Raw genomic sequence first — 22,075 nt, forward strand, 5'->3', positions numbered from 1 at the left:
TCGTTGATGATAAATGATGATATTTAAGTTACCGGAGTATAAGAAAAGATGTTATACTCCAGTAAACAACTTAAGCATTGACTTCTAACTCTTCTGGAGTAAAACTAGAAAAATCATATTTGTAATTTTCTCTAATTACTTCAGAAGATTCCTCAAATAGAAAGAATGATGCTCCTAAAACGGTAGTTTCTTTCTCTTGTATGGTTTGGATTCTCAAGCCTGTTTTATTGGCTTTTAATTGATTCCAGTACGCATTTTTAGCTCCGCCGCCCACTACAGTAATTTGGTCCACTTTGAAGTTACTTACTTCTTCCAAAATACTTACAGCCTTCTTTAGTTGGTCGCTGATCGATTGCATACAGGATTTAAAAATATCACCTCTGCTTGAGGTTAGTTGTGCAGAGATATTGATATCCTGATCAGGTTGTAATTTAGGAGAATAGATATCTTCAGTGAGGTTGGAATTCATAGCATCCTCAATCATCACTTGATATACTTTATCTTCAGGAAGGTCGCTATAGAATGTATTTTTAACCCATTCTATATTCGCTGAAGCCATCCATTGTAAGCCTATATTATAAAAACCTTTGGCAGGGTCAAATTCAACAGTAATACCATATTGTTCTAACTCAGGCTTAAGGTAAACTTCTTTCGCTTGAACCATTAGAATTTCCCAAGTTCCAGAACTTAATACCGCATTTTTTAAATCAACACCTGCTCCAAATAGAGCAAATTGAGTATCATGCCCTATACTTTTTACAGGAATGTTTTCTGGAAGGCCCAATAATTGAGCACCTTTAGCATGTAATAGCCCTACCTGTTCACCTGCATATTTCATTTTAGGAAAAAGGTCTCTGCTTAAGCCAATTTTATTCAGTATCTCATCATCAAAATCTTGTGAAACCAGCTTACAAAGCTGTGATGTTCCTGCCATTGTATGGTCTGTGTAAAATTCGCCAGTAAGCTGATGTCCAATTAATGAAGAAATGAACAACCAATATTTTGCTGTATTTATCGTTTCTTCTTGATTCTCTTTATACCAGATTAACTTATTGATTGTATTGAAACTGAATGAACCCACTCCAGTTTTCATCAGAAGATCTTGTTTACTGAAATAGGTATCAATATTGTTTAAGACAGAGATGGTACGAGCACACTTCCATGAAATGACTGGACTTATAAGTTCCCCATTTTCATCGACAAATGCACCATCTACACCAAAAGTACTAATACCAATACTAGCAATTCTTTTATGATCAACTAATTCTATAACTTTCTGTGAACAGTAACTTAGTTTATCTATAATTTCATCAAGATCCCAAATAGTATATTCCTCATTGATGGGATCTGGTCTGGAGTTGTTGTTGACCGCATATTTTGCAATTACTTTACCTGTTTTATCGATAATAATTGCTCTGATATTTGTTGCTCCACAATCAAGAACAACTGCTAAATCCTTTGTCATAACAGAATAATGATTTAAAAAAAGGCTACCAGGAATGATAGCCTTTTATTGGTAAAGAAAAACTATTACTTGTACAGTGGTCCGTAGTTATCACATGCTCTATAATCGGCACCTTCTGCATCCATACCATGTCCTGCCCAAGAGCTAGGTCTAAAGATTCCGTTTGTATCTACATTATGCATACATACTGGAATTCTTAGCATTGATGCTAGTGTAATTAATTCTTCTCCATAATGACCATAAGAGAATGCACCGTGGTTGGCACCCCAGTTGGCCATTACAGAATATACGTCTTTAAATGCACCTTCACCTGTTAATCTTGGAACGAACCAAGTAGTAGGCCAAGTTTCATTTGTTCTTTGATCTAATGTTTTATGTACATGTTTAGGTAGCTCAACTGACCAACCTTCAGCTAATTGTAATACGGGTCCAACACCCTTAATTAAGTTAATTCTAGCCATTGTTACAGGCATTCCTCCTTTTGTAAGGAATTGAGAAGAGAATCCACCTCCTCTAAAGTATTCATGGATGGCAGCAGGCCATTTTGTATTCGTAAGGCATTTTTCTTTTTCTTCCTCTGAAATTTCCCAGAATGGTTTCATTACAGGGTTGCCAGCAGCATCAGATTGTTGGCCTGTACCATCAAGTGTAGCCGAACCTGAATTAATTAAGTGAATAATTCCATTTTCTGCTAATCCTTCTAAACGCTCACCAGTTACTCTTTCAACTGAATCTGCTGACCAGAATGTTCTTACATCACAGAAAACTTGAGCTTGGTTTGTTAATAAGTAGCCAAATAACATCGTAATGCCGTTTAAAGCATCATTTTCAGTGGCCATCATATAAGGATTACGGATCCCATTCCAATCAAATGATGAGTTTAGAATTGCCTCCATAAAATCACCATTAGGTTGGAAGTCAGTCCATTGTCTTTGTCCTTGGAATCCTGCCGCAAGTGCATTATGTCCTAACGCTTCCTCACCGAAACCTAATGCTTTTAATTTAGGATTACCTTGCATCAAATCTTTACAGATCAAAGTCATTTTGACTACTTTCTCCCAAACTTTCCCTTTCTCAGCATTAGTTCTTTTTACATTGTCTTCATTTAAGTCAATGCCTTCTTCACAATATTCTTTTGTCCAAGATAAAGCTTTCTTATACTCTTCTGGATCATAAATATTTTCTTCAATTCTTCTTGAGATTTCAGACATATCCACATATTCGTTTCTCATGCCTAAATACTCTTGGAAAAACGTTTCATCTACGATAGAACCTGCAATACCCATTGACACCGAACCAATAGATAAATACGACTTTCCTTTCATTGCAGCTACTGCCAAACCTGCTTTGGTAAACTTCAATAGTTTCGCTTGTACATCTGCTGGGATTGATGTATCACCGGCTTCCTGTACTTCATGAGAGTAGATAGAAAAAGCAGGAACTCCTTTTTGAGAATGACCCGCTAACGCTGCAGCCAAATAAACAGCTCCAGGTCTTTCTGTACCATTGAAGCCCCAGATGGCTTTGGGAATATGTGGAGTAAGATCAATCGTTTCACTACCATAACACCAACAAGGAGTAACTGTGATCGATAAACCTACATTTTCTTTTACAAATTTTTCTGCACAGACAGCAGCTTCACTAACTCTACCAATAGTAGAATCTGCAACTACACATTGTACAGCCTCTCCATTAGGGTACTTTAAGTTGGCTTCTAAGAAGTCAACTACAGTTTGAGCCATAGCCATTGTTTGTTCCTCAAGAGATTCGCGTACACCGCCAAGTCTTGCATCAATAGTAGGTCGAATACCAATTTTTGGTAAGTTAGATTCGTTTAAAACCATTTTATCTATGATTAAATGTTGTAATACATTAGTTGTTCGTGTTGATGTTACAATTATAAATACTGTTCGATTTAGTTTGCAATGCAAACGTTTGCAATTTACCTTTGGAAAAGAATCGATCACTTTGTGAAAAATAGACTACTGCATTGAAGAAATCGAGAAAGACGACAATAAAAGATCTGGCGAAAGCCTTGGAAATGAATGTTTCAACGGTGTCAAGAGCGTTAAATGATCATCCTAAAATAAATATTAAGACCAAGGAGCGGGTAAGACAATTAGCGAAGCAGATGGATTATATACCCAATCCACTAGCTCAAGGTTTACAACGACAAAGTACAAGAACTATTGGTGTGATATTTCCCACTTTTGATACCAATTTCTTTTTTCGCGTATTGAAAGGAGTAGAGAAAGTGATGCATGAAAATAATTATCAGATTATTATATCTACAGCTGGAAATTCTAAAGAACAGGAAAAAGAGGCTTGTAAATCATTATCGGCTTATCATGTAGATGGAATAATTATTTTTCTATCCTACCAACATGAAGACCCGTCATTTTTGATTGATATTCAAGATGAGGGAATCCCTTTATTATTTATGGACCGTATTTATGAAGAGATAGACGCTAATTATGTTGTTTCTGATGATTTTACAGGGATGTTTGAGACAGTATGTGATTTTATTGATCAAGGCAAAAAGAAAATTATTCATATACAAGGTAGCAATAGTGTTTCAACGTCATTCAATAGAACATTAGGTTATCAAGAAGCACTTAGAGAAAAAGGCATTGAAGAAAATCCATATTTTATCATTCATTGTGATCATGAATCTGAAGTGAAATCAGCTTTAAGGCGATTTTTCTCAAAATATACTTTCGAAGAGATTGATCTTATTACTTGTTTTAATGACTATTTTGCATTCCAAGCATTGGAATATTTGAAAGAGAATAACATTAAAGTTCCAAAAGACATTTCCTTGTTAGGTTTTGCGAATGAGCCTTTGTCTATATATACTTCACCAAAATTATCAACCATCAATCAGCCGGCGGAAGAAATGGGAGAGAAGGCATCAGAATTATTATTAGACGAAATTGCACATAATAAGAAAGGGGAATCTTATACTTATGATACAACAAGGGTAAAGACATTTTATTTGAGAAGAGAAAGTACTTAGTAAAATATTTCCTCAATAATACACAGGACACTGTAGGACACTTCTGTAAATCGAAATTGATAGCTTTGAAATAACCAAAATCAGTTTTAAAGACTGATTAAATGGCTTAATTAACAAATTTATAACACTAATTCATCTACTGAAATGAATGAAATTATCTCTGAACAATTTAGCGTTCCAGAAAAAATTGAGGAAAAACATCAAGCTGAAGAGAAAGTCGTTGAAAAAAAATATTTAGTGCCATTTATACTGATTTCCAGTTTGTTTGCACTTTGGGGGTTTGCAAATGATATTACAAACCCAATGGTGTCAGCATTCCAGACAGTAATGGAGATTTCCACTTTTAAAGCATCTTTAGTTCAGTTTGCTTTTTATGGAGGTTACTTTACTATGGCATTACCGGCAGCAATATTAATTAAAAAATATTCCTATAAATCAGTGATCTTAATTGGACTTGGATTGTATGCAGTGGGAGCCTTATTATTTATCCCAGCAGCTAATTTCCAGATGTTCGGATTTTTCTTAGTATCACTTTATATCTTAACTTTTGGATTAGCCTTTTTAGAGACAACAGCTAACCCACTAATCTTATCGTTAGGTTCTAAAGAAACATCTACTAGAAGATTAAATCTCGCACAATCTTTTAATCCAATTGGATCAATTACCGGTATGTTTGTCGCTCAGCAATTTATCTTATCGCAATTACAATCTGCTGAAAAAGCTGCTGATGGATCGTTGATCTACGCAACATTAGATGAAGCATCTAAGCAAATGATTAAGATGCATGATTTGGTAGTTATCAGAAACCCATATGCTTTATTGGGTATAGTTGTTATTGGTTTCTTTGTGGTGATAGCAATTACAAAGATTCCTAATAATAAAGAAGATGAGGAATTTAAATTAATGGATACAATCAAAAGATTGGTATCTAATAATATATACAGAGAAGGTGTACTTGCTCAAGTATTTTATGTAGGGGCTCAGATCATGTGTTGGACGTTTATCATCCAATACGCTGAAAATATTGGCTATACAAAAGCAGAAGCACAAAGCTTGAATATCATTGCTATGGTAACTTTCCTTCTTTGTAGATTCATAGCAACAGCCATGATGAAGTATGTAAATTCAGCTTTATTACTTGCTATTTTTGCAGTAGGAGGTATCTCTACAATGTGTATCACCATATTCGTAGGTGGAAATGTTGGTCTGTATGCATTGGTAGCTACATCAGCATTTATGTCTTTAATGTTCCCGACAATTTATGGTATCACATTAGAGAATTTAGATCAGGATCAGGAGTTTGGTGCTGCTGGTCTTGTTATGGCAATCGTAGGTGGAGCACTTATGCCTCCGATGCAAGGTACTTTGATTGATCAAGAAACGATTATGGGATTAGATGGTGTAAACTTCTCGTTTATGATACCTCTTGTATGTTTCTGTATGATCGCATTATTCGGATTTAGAAGGTTCGCAAACAGGTAATCGGAATGCCACTATCCGATTATCAATCATCGGATAGTGGTTACTTTATATAAACAATTATTCTACTAAGGACAGTAACATGAAAAAACAATTATTCTCCTCGTTGGGATTAATGGTTTACCTTTTTTTCGCGTTTTCATGCCAAAAAGTAAATCAACAAGAAACTTCAGCCAAAAAACCTAATATTATTATCGTCATTACAGATGACCAAGGCTATGGAGATATGGGGCATACAGGTAATACTGTGATTCAAACGCCTACTATTGACCAATTTTCGAAAGAATCAATCAACTTATCGAACTATCATGTTTCAACGACTTGTGCTCCTACAAGATCGGCTTTGATGACGGGTAGAAATCCAAATCGAATTGGCGTATGGCATACGATTATGGGTGCTTCAATGTTGAATAAAGATGAAGTAACCATGGCCGATATTTTCCAGGAAAACGGTTATAATACGGCCATGTTTGGTAAATGGCATTTAGGTGATAACCATCCTTTTTTACCCCAAGATAGAGGCTTTGATGTGGCCTTTTATCATGGCGGAGGAGGAATTGGGCAAACACCTGATTACTGGAATAACGATTACTTTGATGATACTTACTTTAGAAATGGTAAGCCAGAAAAACAAGAAGGATATTGTACTGATGTTTGGTTTAATGAAGCCATCAAATTTATTGAAGTGAAGAAAGATGAACCTTTCTTGGCTTATGTAAGTTTAAATGCACCTCATGGTCCATACAATGTTCCAGAAAAATATTACGAAAAGTATAAAGATGCTGAAGGTTTATTAGAGACTCAGAAGCGTTTTTATGGTATGATTTCTAATGTAGATGATAACTTTAAAACGTTATTGTCAAAGTTAGATGAATTGGAAATTGCAGATAATACTATCGTCATATTCACTACCGATAATGGTACAGCCAATGGTTATAAGTTGAATAAAAAGACTAAAAAATACTATGGTTATAATGCTCAAATGAGAGGTACAAAAGCAAGTGAATATGAAGGTGGCCATAGAGTTCCGTTTATCATCAGATGGCCAAACGGTAACCTTACTGGAGGTAAAGAGTTAAGTGACTTGACTGCTCATGTAGATATCTTACCTACTTTATTAACCTTTGCTGGTATTGAACATACACCAAGCAAGTTAATGGATGGTATGGATATCAGCGACTATTTGCTAAAACAAACAAAGACCAAAGAGAGAATGCTCGTAGTAGATACTCAACGTATTTCTTGGCCTAAGAAAGGGAAGCAAAGTTGTGTGATGGATGGTCAATGGAGATTGGTGAATGGAGATGAGTTGTATGACCTTTCTAAAGATCCTGGACAAAAAGAGAATATTGCTTCAACGCATCAAGAAAGAGTTCAAAAGATGAACGACTTCTACAACAATTGGTGGGATAAGATGATCAAAGAAACTAAATATTCGATTATTGATCTTGGTGTAGATGAAATTGATGTTTTGACTTGTCATGATGTTAGAACAATTGATTATTACCCACCTTGGAACCAGAAACTAATTCGTCAAGGTAAGCCAATGAAACCGGCAAGTTTTGCGGTCAACTTTGTGAAATCTGGTAAGTATACATTCAATTTAAGCCGATGGCCAGAAGAAAGTGGGTTACCATTAAATGCAGCAATTGATGATGCTATTCCAGCAACAAAGTATACCGATGCAAGAGTGGCAGGGAAAGCAATGTCTTTCAAAACAGCACACATCAAAGTAGGAGAAAAAGAATATTCAGTTGATGTCGATAACTCAAAAAGTGCTGTATCGATAGATGCTGACATCCTTCAAGGAAATAGTGATTTAACCGCTTGGTTCACTACAGATAAAGGAATAAAAACAAATGCTTTTTACATATATGTAGAGCATCACTCTGATAAAAATCTTTAAAAGCAATTTCAAACAGAAATTTATAGCTAGAATAATTTGGGGTCATCATTTCATAGTAAATGATGGCCTTTTTAGTATTCTTTAAATATTGAATATAATTGAACAGTACGGTTTCCTTTTTTTAATAGAATTTCTGAAGTAAAAGCCATATTTTAAATATAAAACGGATCGTATTAACATGGCAGAATCACTCGAATTTCATGAATCAGGTTTTGATGGACCTTACATTAACTATTTAGAAAAGCATATAAAAGGGAAGATTATATCACCCTATACTGTAGAGATAGATAATGATTTAATAAAAGGTTATTCGTATTGTTCAGAAGATCATGAACAGCTTGTAGTGGTAGCACATGAACATCAAATTCTTCAGGATTTTAAAGTCGATGTACATAAAACAAAAAATTACGATTACCTGATAGCTTTGTTTTTTAATGGCATCTCATTTATGGAGGGGGAAAGGGAAGTTTTTATTAATACTCCCAAAGGTTTTATTTTTCTAAAAGGGGATCAAAAAATTAGAATCAATCAGAAAAAAGGAATCACTCAAAAGGCCATTGTTTTTCAAATCAATAAGAGTGTATTTTCTCCCATGGTGATTGAAAAGTTAGAAAAGATAAATACTTACCTCTATCATTCTGGAAACAAGTTAACAACAGATTGGTATAAAGGAATGATTAAAGGATTAAGACACGAAATTTTGCCTCAATACAAAGAGAAGTGGTACAATGCTCGACTCAGATTACTATTAGTCATTTTAGAAAATACATTAGAAAAATTTCAGGCAGAAGAAGACCAACTATTTTTCTTGGATCATGAATTAGCAGCAGTTCAAAGAATTCGATATCTAATCACTGAAAACCTGAAAGTAAAGCCAAAATTGAAAGAGTTGGCCAAAGAATATGGTATACAATCCACTAAACTGACCAATATTTTTAAAGAGTTATATGGACAGACACTTTATAAGTTTTACAATGAACAACGTCTATTAAAAGTGAAAGAAGAACTTGAAAATACAAATAAGACACTTACTACATTAGCCTATGAATATCAATTTTCAGATGTAAATCATCTATCCAAAAGCTATATAGGATATTTTGGAGTAAAACCAAGTGAGTATAGGAAGTAGTCTTTACTGTCGATACTTTCCGTTGGGTAATATCGTTGGGAATTGATAAGTGGAGTCAGTCAATAATTGGTATAGTAAAGCATCTGTTTGGGCAACTTTATCCTTTGTATTTAGTCTCCATTCATTATCAATACTTTCTAATCGATCTTTTTGTGCACCAAGAATTGAAGTCATACCCCAATAAAAATATTCTGTCACCTGACAATCATAAGTACAAGTACGGTCATCGTAGGTATACCAGGCTGTTGTGGGATATTCGGATGGTATTTTTTGATAAACTCCGCCTCTAGCTATATCCATAGCTTTTGCCAATTGAGAGTTTTCATTTTCACCAAAAACCTCTGGATAGGCTTTAGAATAACCAGAATGTGTAATGACATGCCATACTTCTTCAAGTGAAGCATCAAACCTCATATTAGGATTACTGTGCCATTCTGGAACGGTTTCATCTGCTCCTAAATCTTGAGCATTTAGTCGGATTTGAGACTCCTTTTTCCACATAAAAAGAGCAGCGTTATTTGCTAGTAAAGTAGTGATTAGTATTGGATTGTCTACAACTCCATCTTCATCATTGTCTAGATACTGTGCCATTACATTTGCGGCATGTAAAAGTTTTTCATCTTCTACATCCTCATAGGCATAGATCGGAATACCAAATACATCTACTTTTCTATTTGTAGCAGTGAATCCCTTATCTTGATGTGATACAATTTTAAAATTAGGATCTGTACCTTCTGGGATCACAATCGTATTTAATTTTTTACTACAGCCAAGGCATAAAATTAGAGAGAAGAAGATGAAATTAGTTTTGTTCATTTAAGATGGAGCGTTAATGATCTGTTGTTATTTATTCTGTGCTCTACATTCTTTTAGTTTTTCCTGTAAGGCACTTACTTTTTCCTTTTCAACAGAATACAGTTGTTGTAATTTTTTACTTTCCTTGGCTTGAAGTTCAGCATCTTTTCCTTTAATAAAAAGTGAAATACTTAATACAATCATAATAAGAAAAGTTACTCCTACTAAAAAGTTTTTCTTGTCGGGCATAAAGAGGGTAATTTAAGTTTTGGAATTTGATTATACATATGTTGCTTCTTTCCGAATACGACTTAAATGCCTTTGGCTAATTCCTAGGTAAGAGGCTAAATATCCTAATGGTATTTTATTGAGATACTCTGCATGTCTTTCTAAAAGATCATTATAAGCCATCTGGGCGTTTTCTTTCTGAAGAATAAAGATACGTTGTTCTAATTTAATGTAATTTCGTTCTGCGATTTCTTTCGAAAATTGTAACCAATTACTTTTATTTCCTATGATTTGATTGACTTGTTCCATAGAAAATTCGATCAATTCACAGTCATCTATTGCTTGGATGTTCTCTCTTGTAGGTAGTTGAGTGACCATCGATGAATAACCACTAATAAGCTCATTATTAAAGCAAAAACAATAGGTGATCTCTTCACTTTTACTAGAATAATAAAATGAACGTAACACACCTGAAACGACAAAGGCAAATTTCTTAGCGATTTCTCCCTCGGAAAGATAAAACTCTCCTTTCTGCAGGTAAACTCTTTTACCTATTGAGAGAAACTCATCAATTTCTTGTTGATTAAATAAGCCGGTTGCATTTAGATAGTTTCGCATGTTTTTGAGAGATTCATAAATAGTATAATACAAATGTAAATGAATTTGGGTAAGAAAAAAGCCCAACTTAAATTAAGTTGAGCTTATCAAATTAGAAAATTAATAAGAGACTAAAGTTTGATACTTTCCAAGTCAGTTTTAAATAACCGCAAACTAATCTTATTGAGATCTTCTTTATTACCCTCAAAATGATAGGTAATATGTTCGTGAACAATACTTTCATTGATAGAAAGTTCTTTTGCCGGAGAAGATGATTCTAGTTCATAAAACGGACCTAATTGATCTCCATTTTCTAATGGACCATCATTGTATGTATTTACAGCATCACCTTTATATGGATTTTCCTGTAATTCCCACATTGAGTTTACATAGTCCTGATCATTATTAAAACTAAACTGGACTACCGTTAGTACCTCTTTCTCCGCATCATAACTTCCTAATAGAGGGACAGTATTCTGAGGAGCCAATCCAATTTTGGATCTATGGGTACCATCTGCTTTGAACAAAATGAGTTGGTCTTTTACTTTGATATTTTCTGTCGGAATATCACCAAAATAACTTTGGTAGTCAGCTTGTGATTTATAAGGGACCATCACAACAGTTTCTTTGGTAGGATTTAGCATCCCTAAAATCCATATAGAGAGTAATCCGGTTTCTTTGTTCCATGCTTTTTTACCAATGTTTTTGATTTCATTGATCGATTCAAAACCTACATAATCAACGGATAAATCATTGAGGTTTAATGAAAGATTTTTTTCAATTTCTGCTTGATCAAAAACTTTAACAGCTCGATTGACTAAAATATGGAATGGGAAACCAGAGTAATTAGTTAACTGCATTTCCTTTTGGAAGACAGCTTTATTTTTACTTTTCTCGACAACTTCAAATACATCTGTATCAATTTCTTTGGGTGTCCTCCAATTATCAAAGGTAAATTCTGTTTTAGGATCAAAGAAAATAGAGTATTGGCCACCTTCCGGGCCTAGCCAGAAACGGTCTTCACCACCATATATATTTATTTTCTCTTCTATTTTATCTGAAGAAATAGCGTCATAATTTAACCAACCATAGCTATTTCCCTGATTACCACTTGCAGAACTTGTGAGTATTCTCCCTTGATAAGCGGGTACAACTGCTACCTTACTTTTGCCATTATTATTTTCTAAAACAATGGTATTCTGGTACTGACTTAAGAAGTCAACATCATAACCAAAAGTACCTTCTTTGATTTGATGACTCTCTTCATTACAACTTAGTGTTGCTGATAAACTCATAACGATAAATATTTTATTAATAAATTTCATTTCTTTAAATAGTACTAAGTTTGAGGTGTCCTTTTTAGAAAGAGAAAAAACTCTTGCATAATTATGAAGAGCTTTAATTGTGTATATATTCGTCTATTACTTATTTTTTATGATCACTGATCTTTGATCAGGTGCAATATTTTGAATCTCCCATTTGATCATTTGTGTTTTTAACCAATTGGAAGCCTTAAGCCATTTTTTGCGTTTTTGATCATTACGTAAAATGGCATTAATGATTTGCTGTTCTTCTTGTAGATTGTTTAATGGATAAGTCATGTCCTTAAAAAATATGAATCATTGAAAAAAAATAGGTGGCAAGAGTCTACCAAAAGCAATAGACTCTTGCTAATTAATTGGATTAGTTTTGCTGTATATACATTACTTTAGTTTGTAGATACTCTTCTAAACCATGCTTACCATCAGCTCCACCAATACCCGACTTTCTAAAGCCTGCATGGAAACCTTGGATTGCCTCGAAGTTTTCACGGTTAACATACGTCTCACCAAATCTCAACTCTTTAGTTGCTCTAAGCACTTTGTTGATGTCATTAGTATAGATAGATGATGTTAAGCCATAGTCACTGTCGTTTGCATAATCTAAAGCTTGGTCGAATGATGAAACTTTCATTACTGGAAGGATAGGACCGAAAGTTTCATCCTGCATGATCTCGTGATCTTGCTCAACATTAACGATAACCGTTGGCTCATAGTAATATCCTTTTGAGAAGTTTGTAGATGCTCTACCACCTAACAATACATCTCCACCTTGCTCAACGGCTCTTTTTACCATGCTATCGATTTTCATCAATTGCGTTTTATTGATTTGAGCACTCATATCTGCTTTGTCATCAGTTCTTGCATCACCTACACGAACCGCTTTCATTGCAGGAAGAAGTTTTGTCATAAACTCATCGTATACTTCTTCTTCTACATATACTCTTTCAGCACAGTTACATACCTGTCCACTGAAAATAACTCTTGATGCTACAATTGCTTTTACTGCTAAATCAAGATCAGCATCTTTACATACAATTGCAGGTGCTTTACCGCCAAGCTCTAAAGATACTTTTGTGATATTCTTTGCAGCTGCCTCCATTACTTTTTGGCCAGCTCCTACAGAACCTGTTAAACTGATAATACCTACATCAGGGTTTTCTGATAATGCTTGTCCTACTTCATGACCATATCCTGTTAGAATACTTAAGATTCCAGTTGGAAGACCAATATTTTCGATAAGACGAGCAAATTCAAAACATACCATAGGTGTTTCTTCACTTACTTTTACGACACAAGCATTACCTGTTAATAAAGAAGGAGCAATCTTACGAGCCATTACGAAGAACGGGAAGTTCCAAGGACAAATACCTACAGCCACACCAATAGGTAGTTTGTGTAACATCATTTGCTCATTTGGACGATCACTTTGAATGATTTCACCTTCATACGACCTAGCAAGACCAGCATAGTAATCAAAGTAAACAGCAGTAACATCAATTTCTACTTGAGCAAGACCCATTACTTTCGCTTGTTCCGAAGCTAAAGTTTCTGCAAGAAATACTCTGTTGTCTCTAATGACTTGTGCCATTTTCTTTAGATACTCTGCTCTTGCAACTGCCGGTAAAAGGCCCCATTCAACTTGAGCAGCCTTAGCCGCTGCAACTGCTTTATCAGCATCTTCTTTAGTACCTCTTGGAGCTAAAGCAATTACCTCTTCAGTACATGGGTTAAGAACTTCAATGTGGTTAGCAGAGCTAAAAAATGATCCCGCGATATATTGTTGGTACGTTTTCACCTGCGTACCAACAGCATAAGAGTTTTGTGACATAGTGTTATAAAAATATAGTGTAATAATTCTTTGTTTGGATGTTCATTCGAGCTGAACTTACCTGCTAGTTACGACTAATTTTTAGCGTTAATGTCCTGTAGTATCCTGTAGTGTACACAGGACACTAAAGGATACTTTCCTGTATTTGTCCTGTTATGTTTGGAGTATCGAAAGCAAAATGAATCAAAAAAATATTTATATATATTATGAACGCAATCACTCCAATTAGATCAACAAAGAAATCTAAGAAAAACAGAGAAGAACAAAGTAACTGGAAAATAACTCCAGAGTTACCTCAATTAGAATTCCACTGGAAAAAAGGTGAGGATCCTGTCACTAGAGAAGAGGTAGAGTTGTTTTTTAATTCTAAACCTATCAAGAAACTTAAAAAGGAAATATGTTCTGTAGGTTTACGTTTATGGCAAAAAGGATTTGTCGATGGTAATGGAGGTAACATTACGGTACGAGTAGGTGATAACCTTGTATTATGTACTCCTACATTAATCTCTAAAGGTGCGATGAAACCAAAAGATATCTGTTTAGTAGATATGGATGGTAATCAAAAAGCAGGCATCCGACCAAGAACTAGTGAAGTAATGACGCACTTAGCTGTAATGAAGCGTATGCCTTCTGCTAAATCTTGTGTTCACGCTCACCCTCCTCATGGTACTGCCTTCGCAATTGCTTCTATTGTACCTCCAACAGGTGTTATTCCTGAGGCAGACATTTTCTTAGGTCAGATTGGTTTAGCAAAATATGAAACTCCAGGTTCACCGGAAAATGCACAAGTAATTGGCGAAACGGCAATTGATCATCAGGCGGTATTAATGGAAAACCATGGCGTAATTGTATGGGGTAGTCATTTGGAAGATGCTTACTGGAAAATGGAAAATGTAGAGGCGATTTGTCAGACAGTGGCAGTAGCTACTATTGTTTCTCCTGAAATTTCTGCTGTAGGTGTTGAAAAGGCTAGAGAAATGATCGCAATTAGAGAGAAGCTTGGAATGTACGATAAACGTTCGAAGTGGGCAGACGAAGAATTGTTACTTAACGACTTCTATAAAAAGGCTAAAATCATCAATAGAAGATAGTAAACTCTGTGTGACTACAGATTTTGTGTGACTATAATTTCAACAGTTTTGGTTCTAATCAGACCAAGATCATATGTCTTGTCTGTATAAATGCAGGCAAGACATTTTACTACCTAATACTTTAAATCTACTACCAAAATGGAAATCGGATTATTTATACCTTGTTATATCAACCAATTCTACCCAGAGGTAGGAAAGGCAACTCTACAATTGTTACAAAAATATGGTAAAGTAACCTATCCCATGAGTCAGACTTGTTGTGGCCAGCCAATGGCTAACTCAGGTTGTGAAAAAGATGGGGTAGAGGCATTAAAAGTGTTCTATAAAAATTTTAAGGACTTCGATTATGTTGTAGGGCCTTCAGCAAGTTGTGTGTTGCATGTTAGGGAGCATGGTGCAACTCTGTACCCTGAGATGTCATCATTGGTGCCAAAAGTATACGATCTTACAGAATTTATGTATGATGTGATGAAGGATGATACTTTAGAAGCATCTTTTGGGCATCAAGTAGCTGTACACAAAAGCTGTCATGGTTTAAGAGGAATGAGATTGGGACAATGCTCAGAAAGGGTCACTTGTGATGTATCCAAACAAGATAAACTTTTAGAACAAGTAGATGGATTATCATTAGTGAAACCCTCAAGAGCAGATGAATGTTGCGGTTTTGGAGGAACATTTAGTGTATCTCAACCTGATGTATCGGTGAGAATGGGCAACGATAGGTTAAACGATTATATCAATGCCGGTGCGGAGTACATTACTTCAGGGGATATGTCTTGTTTAATGCATTTGGATGGAATCATACAGCGGAAGCAACTTCCGATTAAAGTAATACATCTGGCAGAAATCTTAGCTTCTAAAGCAATCAACTCTAACGCAAAGAATAGTCAACATGTCAACGCAATATAAATCACATCAGGAAGGAGCAAAGGTTTTTAATAAGAACCCAAAGCGTGTTTCATGGCATGACAAAGCGTTATGGTTTGTACGCGAAAAAAGAGATACAGCAGCTCATTCCATCCCAGAGTGGGAAGAACTTAGAGAAATAGCTTCTCAAATTAAGGCACATACTTTATCACATCTAGATAAATACCTTTTACAATTTGAAGAACAGGCAAAGGCAAATGGGATTCATGTACATTGGGCAAAAGATGCCAAAGAACACAATGATATTGTTTTGTCTATTCTCCAAAAACATAAGGTGAAAAATGTGGTAAAAAGTAAATCCATGTTGACAGAAGAATGTGGATTGAACCCTCATTTGAACCAACATGATATTGAAGTGGTGGATACGGACCTTGGTGAACGTATAGTTCAATTGGCCAAAGAACACCCTAGTCATATTGTATTACCTGCTATTCATAAAAAGAAGGAAGAAGTAGGGGAGCTTTTTCATGAACACCTTAATACTGAAAAAGGTGCTACTGACCCCACTTACCTTACAAGAGCAGCAAGAAAGCACCTTAGAGACGAGTTCCTTAAAGCAGATGCTGCCATTACAGGTGTCAACTTTGCTGTAGCTGAATCAGGAGGATTTGTGGTTTGTACCAATGAAGGAAATGTAGATATGGGAGCCAATTTGGCACCGGTTCATATTGCCTGTATGGGGATAGAAAAGATTATTCCTAAGGTTGAACATCTAGGCGTTTTCTTACGACTTCTTGCAAGGAGTGCAACCGGACAAGCGATTACTACATATAGTTCTCATTTCCACCAACCCAAAGAAGGAAAGGAAATGCATATTGTTTTGGTAGACAATGGTCGAACAGAACAGTTAGGAAGAGATGATTTTAGGAAATCACTAAACTGTATTAGATGCGGAGCATGTATGAATACTTGTCCGATCTATAGAAGAAGTGGTGGTCATAGTTATACTTACACGATCCCAGGACCCATTGGTTCTATCCTTTCACCAGGTAAAGATTTACGAAAGCATAGTTCATTACCTTTTGCTTCTACATTATGTGGATCATGTAGTGATGTGTGTCCAGTAAAAATTGATATACATACTCAGCTTTATAAGTGGCGTCAGATCATTATGGAAGAAACCAATTATGATCCCGCTAAAAAGATGAGTATGAAAATGGCAGGGAAAGCCATGGGTAACCCGACGCTATTTAAATTGATGGGAAAAGTAGGCAATACTTTCTTGAAAGGACCAAGAGCATTGATTTACAATGGTATGAATACTTGGGGATTAGAAAGAGAACTACCAGTTCCAACACAGACATTTGATGATTGGTACAAGAAAAATAAGAACTAATATGACAGCAAAAGATAAAATTCTAAGGAATATTAAAGGACTTGGACTACCATCAAAATCGCTTCCATTAGTTCCTATTTTCGATGGTCTTTCAGACGATAAACACTCTTTCTTTTTTGATGCTTTAGGCACTTTAGGAGTGGAGGTAATCATTAGTGATAACCGAGATCACCTGCACCAATTAGTAGAAGAAAGAAAAAAGGAGGGGCCTGTTTATTCTCCAATTGAAGAACTAGGACTAACCAATACATTAGGCGAAACAGAAATGTCAGACCTTCATCTTTCTGTAATCGAAGGACAGCTAGGAGTGGCAGAGAATGGTGCTATTTGGGTAGCAGGCGATGACTTAGAACACAGAGCTTTAACAGCAATAGCAAGTCATCTTATTATTGTTCTTCCTTATCAAAAAGTTGTTTGGAATATGCATGAGGCTTATACATATATCAAACCACAAGAAAATGGATATGGAGTATTTATCTCAGGTCCATCAAAGACAGCAGATATTGAGCAATCCCTTGTAAAGGGTGCACATGGAGCAAAGTCTCTCACTGTTTTTATTCAAAAGTAGAAGAATAAATAGTTTAAGTATATATATAAGTGAGAATACATCTATGAAAATCAAGCAGAAATAATTTATAGAAGAAAAGTTGAAAGGCACACCTTTATAAGGTGTGTTTTTGTTTTAACATGGTATGTTTTCAGCGTTTACAGTAGGTGATTTTACGTTACATAGAATCATTTTGCGATGACATAGGGCTGTTTCACTGTTACATCTACATAAATTAGCATTACATGCACTCAAATTGACGTTACATGGTGGCATTTCACTGTTACATGCCTTCAATTTTGCATTACGAGGTAGTAAGTCATCGTTACATCTACCCACTTTGATGTTACATCATTGTATTTTTGCATTACATGACGCTGTTTTATGGTTGCATACCCTCATTTTATAAGGGCATGCAATTAATTTCTTATTGACCTATGCTTTTTTTAAGATAATGGAGTCGTAAGCCTTCTGTAGTTCTTCGAAGAATTTTTCTTTAGCATCAACTTGATCACTATTGCCGTATTGATCTATTTTTTCCTGTACTGTTCTTGAAAAACTTGTGAGCCAATCTGGTCTGTCACCTAAATGGCCGCACCAAACAGTAATATTACCTATAACTTCACGAATAATATTTAGGTCTTGCTCCATCATTCCCTTTTTTATTTGGGCAATTGAGCCTTTAAAACTGCTATCTAAAGCATCTTCAGCTTTTTGTTCTTCGGGTGTAAGCATAATTGAATTATTTTAAGTTCTAAATAAATATACAAAAAGTCGATAAACTTTAAATCATAGCTATAGTGATCACTTGATTTTTTTCACAATTAATTCTTTGTTATGAATAAATTTCTATCTCTTTAACTAATATAGCATCTTTCGCTCATTGATCTCTTTGGAGATTTGAATTGGTAGTACAGTTGATTTTTTCAAATTAAAATCAACATTTTTAGTAGAACCAAGGTAGGTGACTAATGTATCATATTCTCCATAGGAACGCTGAGCACCTAAACTATCCCCTCTACATTCAAACTTAAAATTTGTTCTGTGTCTTATGGTTTTTCCAATATGAAGAAGTGCTAATTTATGAGATTCTCTAGATGGACTCGGGATCTCCATATTGAGATATTCGCCTAATTGGAAATGTAATGACGGTATTTCTTCATCATGAAACTTTATCTGATAGAACCCTTCATCAAAACTATTCTTATTCTTCGGAAGTGATACCACTGTCTCAGTCTTATTTACTACATCTTGAACGATAATAATCTTTCCAATACTCTTATCGACAGTAATACTATTTTTAAGTGATTGATGAAATGATAAAATCCCGTCTTGATAAGTATAATTTCTTTGTATATCCTTAGTCAACCAATCGTTTAATGTTGCTCTCGTTTCTGGAGTATAATTGGGTTTGTATATAAATGAATTGTGAATTAGTACATGGATTACTTGTATCATTTGCTTGAACAGTTTTGATGATCTAGAAATTTATAAAATGATACGTCAAGAAAAAAATGTTGGATATGGAACTAATGAAAAAAAGATATTGTATTCACTTTTCAGAATTTAAGTAATTTTGGTCCAAAAATTAATTTTTTATTGAACCCTCTATTCTAAAAATTACTAGCTTTGTTGAAGTTTTAACTCAATTATACTCATAATGAAGAATATTAAAGTAATTGCCTTTGATGCAGACGATACACTATGGATTAACGAACCATACTTTAGAGAATTCGAAGACAATTATTTTAAAATTATTGAGAAGTACATGCCCAAGGGTGAACTAAAAAAGAATTTATTCGACCTTGTCATCCATAACTTAAAAATGTACGGTTACGGAACGAGGGGCCTGTCATTATCAATGATTGAAGGGGCTGTGAAGTTCTCTAAGGGTAAAGTAACTGCCCAAGAAATTGAACAGATCTTAGACTTAGGTAAAAAAATGTTGAATAACCCAATAGAACTATTGGATGGAGTTATTGAGACGTTGGAATACTTAAAAGGGAAGTATCGATTGGTAGTAGCGACGAAAGGTGACTTATTAGAACAGGAACAGAAGCTGATAAAATCAGATTTATTACAATATTTTCACCATACTGAGATTGTCTCAGAGAAAACGGAAAGCGAGTACCAAAAATTACTTCAACATTTGGATGTAGCACCCGAAGAATTTCTGATGATTGGTAACTCTTTAAAATCAGATATTGTACCTGTATTATCTTTAGGAGCCTACGCTTACCATGTTCCTTTCCATACTACTTGGGCCCATGAAATGATAGATCATGAAATTGAGGAAAATGATAGATTTAAGGAATTAAATTCTATATTAGACATAACATCTATCTTATAAACTGACTGAACTACACTATGAGATCATTTTTTGTAGGCATTATTAAGAAAGTCTTATTGGTTTTTGTTGCCGCATTTGAGGCTTTTTTTACGCTGTTTTTTATGGCAAGTATGTTTGTAAGTAGTGCCTTCTATTATGTAATCAGAGTTGTCACTTGGCCTATTCGTTTTGTGATGAATGTTTATGAAAAGTTTTTTGGTAAGCCAAAGAAACCCATGTATGAAGTGGGGAGTGAAAAAAGGAAATCCAAAAAAAGAAAATAACTCGACCAATTATGAAATCATTGCTTTTTCTTCCTGATATCTCTGGATTTACAGAATTTATACAAAATACAGAAGTAGAACATAGTCAGCATGTGATTGCTGAACTTTTAGATATATTGATCCAATCTAACATTGAAGGATTGGAATTAGCCGAAGTGGAAGGTGATGCCCTATTTTTCTTTAAAGAAAATGAAGTGCCATCATTAGAACGTCTTCTTGCACAAGCGGAGCAAATGTATACAGCATTTTATTCCCATCTTGAATTATTAAAGAAGAATAGAGTTTGTCCTTGTAACGCTTGTATGTCGGCACCAAATTTACAATTAAAGATTGTAGCCCATTGTTGTGATATACAGTTTATCAATGTTCAAAACAAGCGTAAGCCTTTTGGTAAAGCAGTTATTCAAGTACATCGATTATTAAAAAACTCAGTGGACAGTGATAACTATATTCTGATTTCAGATGATCTTAGAAAAGAAATCCATTTATCAGAAAACTATCAGTCGAAGCTATTCAATTTTAATAGCTCTAGTGATTTTTATGATGGAGAAGAAATACCTTATGTATACTCCGAAATAAATACCAAAAACCTACAGCTGAAGCCTTATTCTTATGCTCACAAGGTGAATTTGGGAAAACCTCCGACGTTTACTGTAGATCAAGACATACAGGTTTCAAAAGAACAGTTATTGGAATTGATCACCAACTATAAATTCAGGCATGAATGGACTGAGGGAGTAGAGAAATTTGAATACAATGAAGATGAAGTAACAAGGTTAGGAACAGAACATGTCTGTGTGGTGAATGGAAAACACTTTAACCTTGTGACAGTGACAAAAGATGTTCCGGCGGGTGTTTTAGTTTATGGTGAGTATACAGCTAGCCCTCCAATTGTTAAGTCAATTCATACCTTTTATCAACTGTCTTCTATTGGTACGCATAATACTAAGCTTGAAATTCAGTTACACTTAGAGCCAAAAAACTGGATCAATAAGTTATTTATTGAGTTTTTTGTGAAGAAGCTCTTTTTAAAAAACTCGAAGAAAACCATTGAAGCTCTAAAAGTATATGCTGAAGAATATTATGCTAAAGAAGTAGTCTAAACAAAAAAGCCAAGGAAAATGAACCTTGGCTTTTTTGTTATCTATTAAATTATAGCTGTAGGGGAGTAACTTCCAAATAGGATGATCTGGAGATACCACCTGGGTTTAACCCTGGTTCATCTTCAGGAATATGCTCTCCTAAATTATTAAAGTAATCTACCCAAATAGGGAAATACTCTTTAGTGTCGGGATCTTTGTATGTCATTGGAAAAAGGTGAAAGACTTCTTTGTCTTCATTTGCTTCCTTAAATGTTTCATAGATTAATTCCGAGCAATAATACTTGTCGTTATTAATATCGAAAACCTCATCATACGATTTCCCCAAATATTTAAAAGCATGTTTTGCCGCTTGTTGAGCGATAGATTTATACTCGGGTTTTACTCGCCCTAACACTGTGCCACCATTGCCAGTATGCTTACCAAAAAACTCTTTGAAAGAAGTTTTCTTTACGCCAGCACTAACCGCTTCGATGATAAATAGTGAATCATTTTCTTCTGCGACAATGGCACAGTGAGAAAAATCTCTACCATTCCATCCTTCTGTTACTTTATTAATAGCAACACAAAAATCTCCACAATCAAGATCTTGGAAAATGATATCACCTGCCTCTAGATCATTGATGGTAGTAGGCTGTTTCTTACAAGAAGCAAACGCTACTAAAACAATTACAAAATGAAGTAAATATTTCATGC

Annotated in this window: 22 protein-coding genes; 11 read left to right on the forward strand and 11 right to left on the reverse strand. The window is 34.9% G+C overall.

Features of this window, described 5'->3' with window-relative positions; all coding sequences use genetic code 11:
- Positions 1 to 70: 70 nt before the first annotated feature.
- Complete coding sequence (fucK, locus tag QL232_RS17610; RefSeq protein WP_281615146.1) at positions 71 to 1,465, reverse strand: L-fuculokinase; 1,395 nt, start codon at positions 1,463 to 1,465, stop codon at positions 71 to 73.
- Between the two features lie 65 nt (positions 1,466 to 1,530).
- Positions 1,531 to 3,309 (reverse strand): L-fucose isomerase, encoded by a 1,779-nt coding sequence (locus QL232_RS17615; protein WP_281615147.1) that lies wholly within the window; start codon positions 3,307 to 3,309, stop codon positions 1,531 to 1,533.
- A 146-nt stretch (positions 3,310 to 3,455) separates the two neighbouring features.
- Here QL232_RS17615 and QL232_RS17620 point away from each other — a divergent pair, with 146 nt between their 5' ends.
- The 4 genes from QL232_RS17620 to QL232_RS17635 all read left to right on the forward strand — a co-directional run bounded on the left by QL232_RS17620 (position 3,456) and on the right by QL232_RS17635 (position 8,995).
- The gene (locus QL232_RS17620; protein WP_281615148.1) at positions 3,456 to 4,481 is read left to right on the forward strand and encodes a LacI family DNA-binding transcriptional regulator; all 1,026 of its coding nucleotides are present in this window, start codon (positions 3,456 to 3,458) and stop codon (positions 4,479 to 4,481) included.
- 144 nt (positions 4,482 to 4,625) lie between these two features.
- Positions 4,626 to 5,963 (forward strand): L-fucose:H+ symporter permease, encoded by a 1,338-nt coding sequence (gene fucP, locus QL232_RS17625; RefSeq protein WP_281615149.1) that lies wholly within the window; start codon positions 4,626 to 4,628, stop codon positions 5,961 to 5,963.
- Between the two features lie 79 nt (positions 5,964 to 6,042).
- Positions 6,043 to 7,866 carry an arylsulfatase gene (locus QL232_RS17630; protein ID WP_281615150.1) on the forward strand — a complete coding sequence of 608 codons (1,824 nt, stop codon included), beginning with the start codon at positions 6,043 to 6,045 and terminating at the stop codon, positions 7,864 to 7,866.
- A gap of 178 nt (positions 7,867 to 8,044) precedes the next feature.
- Positions 8,045 to 8,995 (forward strand): helix-turn-helix transcriptional regulator, encoded by a 951-nt coding sequence (locus tag QL232_RS17635; protein ID WP_281615151.1) that lies wholly within the window; start codon positions 8,045 to 8,047, stop codon positions 8,993 to 8,995.
- Positions 8,996 to 8,998: 3 nt separating this feature from the next.
- Here the strand turns inward: QL232_RS17635 and QL232_RS17640 are convergent, their stop codons facing one another.
- The 6 genes from QL232_RS17640 to aldA all read right to left on the reverse strand — a co-directional run bounded on the left by QL232_RS17640 (position 8,999) and on the right by aldA (position 13,765).
- Positions 8,999 to 9,811, reverse strand: coding sequence for a hypothetical protein (locus QL232_RS17640; protein WP_281615152.1), 813 nt, complete (start codon positions 9,809 to 9,811; stop codon positions 8,999 to 9,001).
- Between the two features lie 27 nt (positions 9,812 to 9,838).
- Positions 9,839 to 10,039, reverse strand: a complete 201-nt coding sequence (locus QL232_RS17645; RefSeq protein ID WP_168884351.1) for a hypothetical protein — start codon at positions 10,037 to 10,039, stop codon at positions 9,839 to 9,841.
- Positions 10,040 to 10,069: 30 nt separating this feature from the next.
- Entirely contained in the window at positions 10,070 to 10,636 is a 567-nt protein-coding gene (locus tag QL232_RS17650) for a Crp/Fnr family transcriptional regulator (RefSeq protein ID WP_281615153.1), read from the reverse strand.
- Positions 10,637 to 10,746: 110 nt separating this feature from the next.
- Positions 10,747 to 11,940: a DUF6786 family protein gene (locus QL232_RS17655; protein WP_281615154.1), complete on the reverse strand. Its 1,194-nt coding sequence runs from the start codon at positions 11,938 to 11,940 to the stop codon at positions 10,747 to 10,749.
- A gap of 96 nt (positions 11,941 to 12,036) precedes the next feature.
- Positions 12,037 to 12,216 carry a hypothetical protein gene (locus QL232_RS17660; RefSeq protein WP_168884354.1) on the reverse strand — a complete coding sequence of 60 codons (180 nt, stop codon included), beginning with the start codon at positions 12,214 to 12,216 and terminating at the stop codon, positions 12,037 to 12,039.
- A gap of 82 nt (positions 12,217 to 12,298) precedes the next feature.
- Positions 12,299 to 13,765, reverse strand: coding sequence for an aldehyde dehydrogenase (gene aldA / locus QL232_RS17665; protein ID WP_211093357.1), 1,467 nt, complete (start codon positions 13,763 to 13,765; stop codon positions 12,299 to 12,301).
- A gap of 206 nt (positions 13,766 to 13,971) precedes the next feature.
- Here aldA and QL232_RS17670 point away from each other — a divergent pair, with 206 nt between their 5' ends.
- The 4 genes from QL232_RS17670 (at position 13,972) to QL232_RS17685 (ending at position 17,687) form a co-directional block, all read left to right on the forward strand.
- Positions 13,972 to 14,856, forward strand: a complete 885-nt coding sequence (locus QL232_RS17670; RefSeq protein ID WP_281615155.1) for a class II aldolase/adducin family protein — start codon at positions 13,972 to 13,974, stop codon at positions 14,854 to 14,856.
- Between the two features lie 138 nt (positions 14,857 to 14,994).
- Complete coding sequence (locus tag QL232_RS17675; protein ID WP_281615156.1) at positions 14,995 to 15,765, forward strand: (Fe-S)-binding protein; 771 nt, start codon at positions 14,995 to 14,997, stop codon at positions 15,763 to 15,765.
- Positions 15,749 to 17,119, forward strand: coding sequence for a lactate utilization protein B (locus QL232_RS17680; RefSeq protein WP_168884357.1), 1,371 nt, complete (start codon positions 15,749 to 15,751; stop codon positions 17,117 to 17,119). Before QL232_RS17675 ends, QL232_RS17680 begins: the two co-directional genes overlap by 17 nt.
- A 1-nt stretch (position 17,120) precedes the next feature.
- Positions 17,121 to 17,687 carry an LUD domain-containing protein gene (locus tag QL232_RS17685; RefSeq protein WP_281615157.1) on the forward strand — a complete coding sequence of 189 codons (567 nt, stop codon included), beginning with the start codon at positions 17,121 to 17,123 and terminating at the stop codon, positions 17,685 to 17,687.
- Between the two features lie 414 nt (positions 17,688 to 18,101).
- Here the strand turns inward: QL232_RS17685 and QL232_RS17690 are convergent, their stop codons facing one another.
- Both QL232_RS17690 and QL232_RS17695 read right to left on the reverse strand, forming a co-directional pair.
- Positions 18,102 to 18,401 (reverse strand): hypothetical protein, encoded by a 300-nt coding sequence (locus QL232_RS17690; protein WP_168884359.1) that lies wholly within the window; start codon positions 18,399 to 18,401, stop codon positions 18,102 to 18,104.
- Positions 18,402 to 18,527: 126 nt separating this feature from the next.
- Positions 18,528 to 19,124 (reverse strand): hypothetical protein, encoded by a 597-nt coding sequence (locus QL232_RS17695; RefSeq protein ID WP_281615158.1) that lies wholly within the window; start codon positions 19,122 to 19,124, stop codon positions 18,528 to 18,530.
- Between the two features lie 202 nt (positions 19,125 to 19,326).
- On the opposite strand from QL232_RS17695, the gene QL232_RS17700 reads away from it, so the two are divergent.
- The 3 genes from QL232_RS17700 to QL232_RS17710 are packed head-to-tail and all read left to right on the forward strand — an operon-like array spanning position 19,327 to position 21,382.
- Positions 19,327 to 20,016: an HAD family hydrolase gene (locus QL232_RS17700; RefSeq protein ID WP_281615159.1), complete on the forward strand. Its 690-nt coding sequence runs from the start codon at positions 19,327 to 19,329 to the stop codon at positions 20,014 to 20,016.
- A 17-nt stretch (positions 20,017 to 20,033) separates the two neighbouring features.
- Positions 20,034 to 20,279, forward strand: a complete 246-nt coding sequence (locus tag QL232_RS17705; RefSeq protein ID WP_168884362.1) for a hypothetical protein — start codon at positions 20,034 to 20,036, stop codon at positions 20,277 to 20,279.
- Positions 20,280 to 20,290: 11 nt separating this feature from the next.
- Positions 20,291 to 21,382, forward strand: a complete 1,092-nt coding sequence (locus QL232_RS17710; protein ID WP_211093358.1) for a DUF2652 domain-containing protein — start codon at positions 20,291 to 20,293, stop codon at positions 21,380 to 21,382.
- Between the two features lie 49 nt (positions 21,383 to 21,431).
- On the opposite strand, the gene QL232_RS17715 is transcribed toward QL232_RS17710, so the two are convergent.
- A complete protein-coding gene (locus QL232_RS17715; RefSeq protein ID WP_281615160.1) occupies positions 21,432 to 22,073 on the reverse strand; it encodes a YiiX/YebB-like N1pC/P60 family cysteine hydrolase in 642 nt (213 codons plus the stop codon).
- Positions 22,074 to 22,075: the final 2 nt, after the last annotated feature.

Source organism: Flammeovirga sp. SubArs3, assembly GCF_947387565.1.
Classification (GTDB): Bacteria; Bacteroidota; Bacteroidia; order Cytophagales; family Flammeovirgaceae; genus Flammeovirga; species Flammeovirga agarivorans.

Coding starts and splice junctions, on each gene's coding strand:
- fucK (WP_281615146.1), bottom strand. CDS start 1,465: ATGACAAAGGATTTAGCAGTTGTTCTTGATTGTGGAGCAACAAATATC.
- QL232_RS17615 (WP_281615147.1), bottom strand. CDS start 3,309: ATGGTTTTAAACGAATCTAACTTACCAAAAATTGGTATTCGACCTACT.
- fucP (WP_281615149.1), top strand. CDS start 4,626: ATGAATGAAATTATCTCTGAACAATTTAGCGTTCCAGAAAAAATTGAG.
- QL232_RS17630 (WP_281615150.1), top strand. CDS start 6,043: ATGAAAAAACAATTATTCTCCTCGTTGGGATTAATGGTTTACCTTTTT.
- QL232_RS17635 (WP_281615151.1), top strand. CDS start 8,045: ATGGCAGAATCACTCGAATTTCATGAATCAGGTTTTGATGGACCTTAC.
- QL232_RS17640 (WP_281615152.1), bottom strand. CDS start 9,811: ATGAACAAAACTAATTTCATCTTCTTCTCTCTAATTTTATGCCTTGGC.
- QL232_RS17645 (WP_168884351.1), bottom strand. CDS start 10,039: ATGCCCGACAAGAAAAACTTTTTAGTAGGAGTAACTTTTCTTATTATG.
- QL232_RS17650 (WP_281615153.1), bottom strand. CDS start 10,636: ATGCGAAACTATCTAAATGCAACCGGCTTATTTAATCAACAAGAAATT.
- QL232_RS17655 (WP_281615154.1), bottom strand. CDS start 11,940: ATGAAATTTATTAATAAAATATTTATCGTTATGAGTTTATCAGCAACA.
- QL232_RS17660 (WP_168884354.1), bottom strand. CDS start 12,216: ATGACTTATCCATTAAACAATCTACAAGAAGAACAGCAAATCATTAAT.
- aldA (WP_211093357.1), bottom strand. CDS start 13,765: ATGTCACAAAACTCTTATGCTGTTGGTACGCAGGTGAAAACGTACCAA.
- QL232_RS17670 (WP_281615155.1), top strand. CDS start 13,972: ATGAACGCAATCACTCCAATTAGATCAACAAAGAAATCTAAGAAAAAC.
- QL232_RS17675 (WP_281615156.1), top strand. CDS start 14,995: ATGGAAATCGGATTATTTATACCTTGTTATATCAACCAATTCTACCCA.
- QL232_RS17680 (WP_168884357.1), top strand. CDS start 15,749: ATGTCAACGCAATATAAATCACATCAGGAAGGAGCAAAGGTTTTTAAT.
- QL232_RS17685 (WP_281615157.1), top strand. CDS start 17,121: ATGACAGCAAAAGATAAAATTCTAAGGAATATTAAAGGACTTGGACTA.
- QL232_RS17690 (WP_168884359.1), bottom strand. CDS start 18,401: ATGCTTACACCCGAAGAACAAAAAGCTGAAGATGCTTTAGATAGCAGT.
- QL232_RS17695 (WP_281615158.1), bottom strand. CDS start 19,124: ATGATACAAGTAATCCATGTACTAATTCACAATTCATTTATATACAAA.
- QL232_RS17700 (WP_281615159.1), top strand. CDS start 19,327: ATGAAGAATATTAAAGTAATTGCCTTTGATGCAGACGATACACTATGG.
- QL232_RS17705 (WP_168884362.1), top strand. CDS start 20,034: ATGAGATCATTTTTTGTAGGCATTATTAAGAAAGTCTTATTGGTTTTT.
- QL232_RS17710 (WP_211093358.1), top strand. CDS start 20,291: ATGAAATCATTGCTTTTTCTTCCTGATATCTCTGGATTTACAGAATTT.
- QL232_RS17715 (WP_281615160.1), bottom strand. CDS start 22,073: ATGAAATATTTACTTCATTTTGTAATTGTTTTAGTAGCGTTTGCTTCT.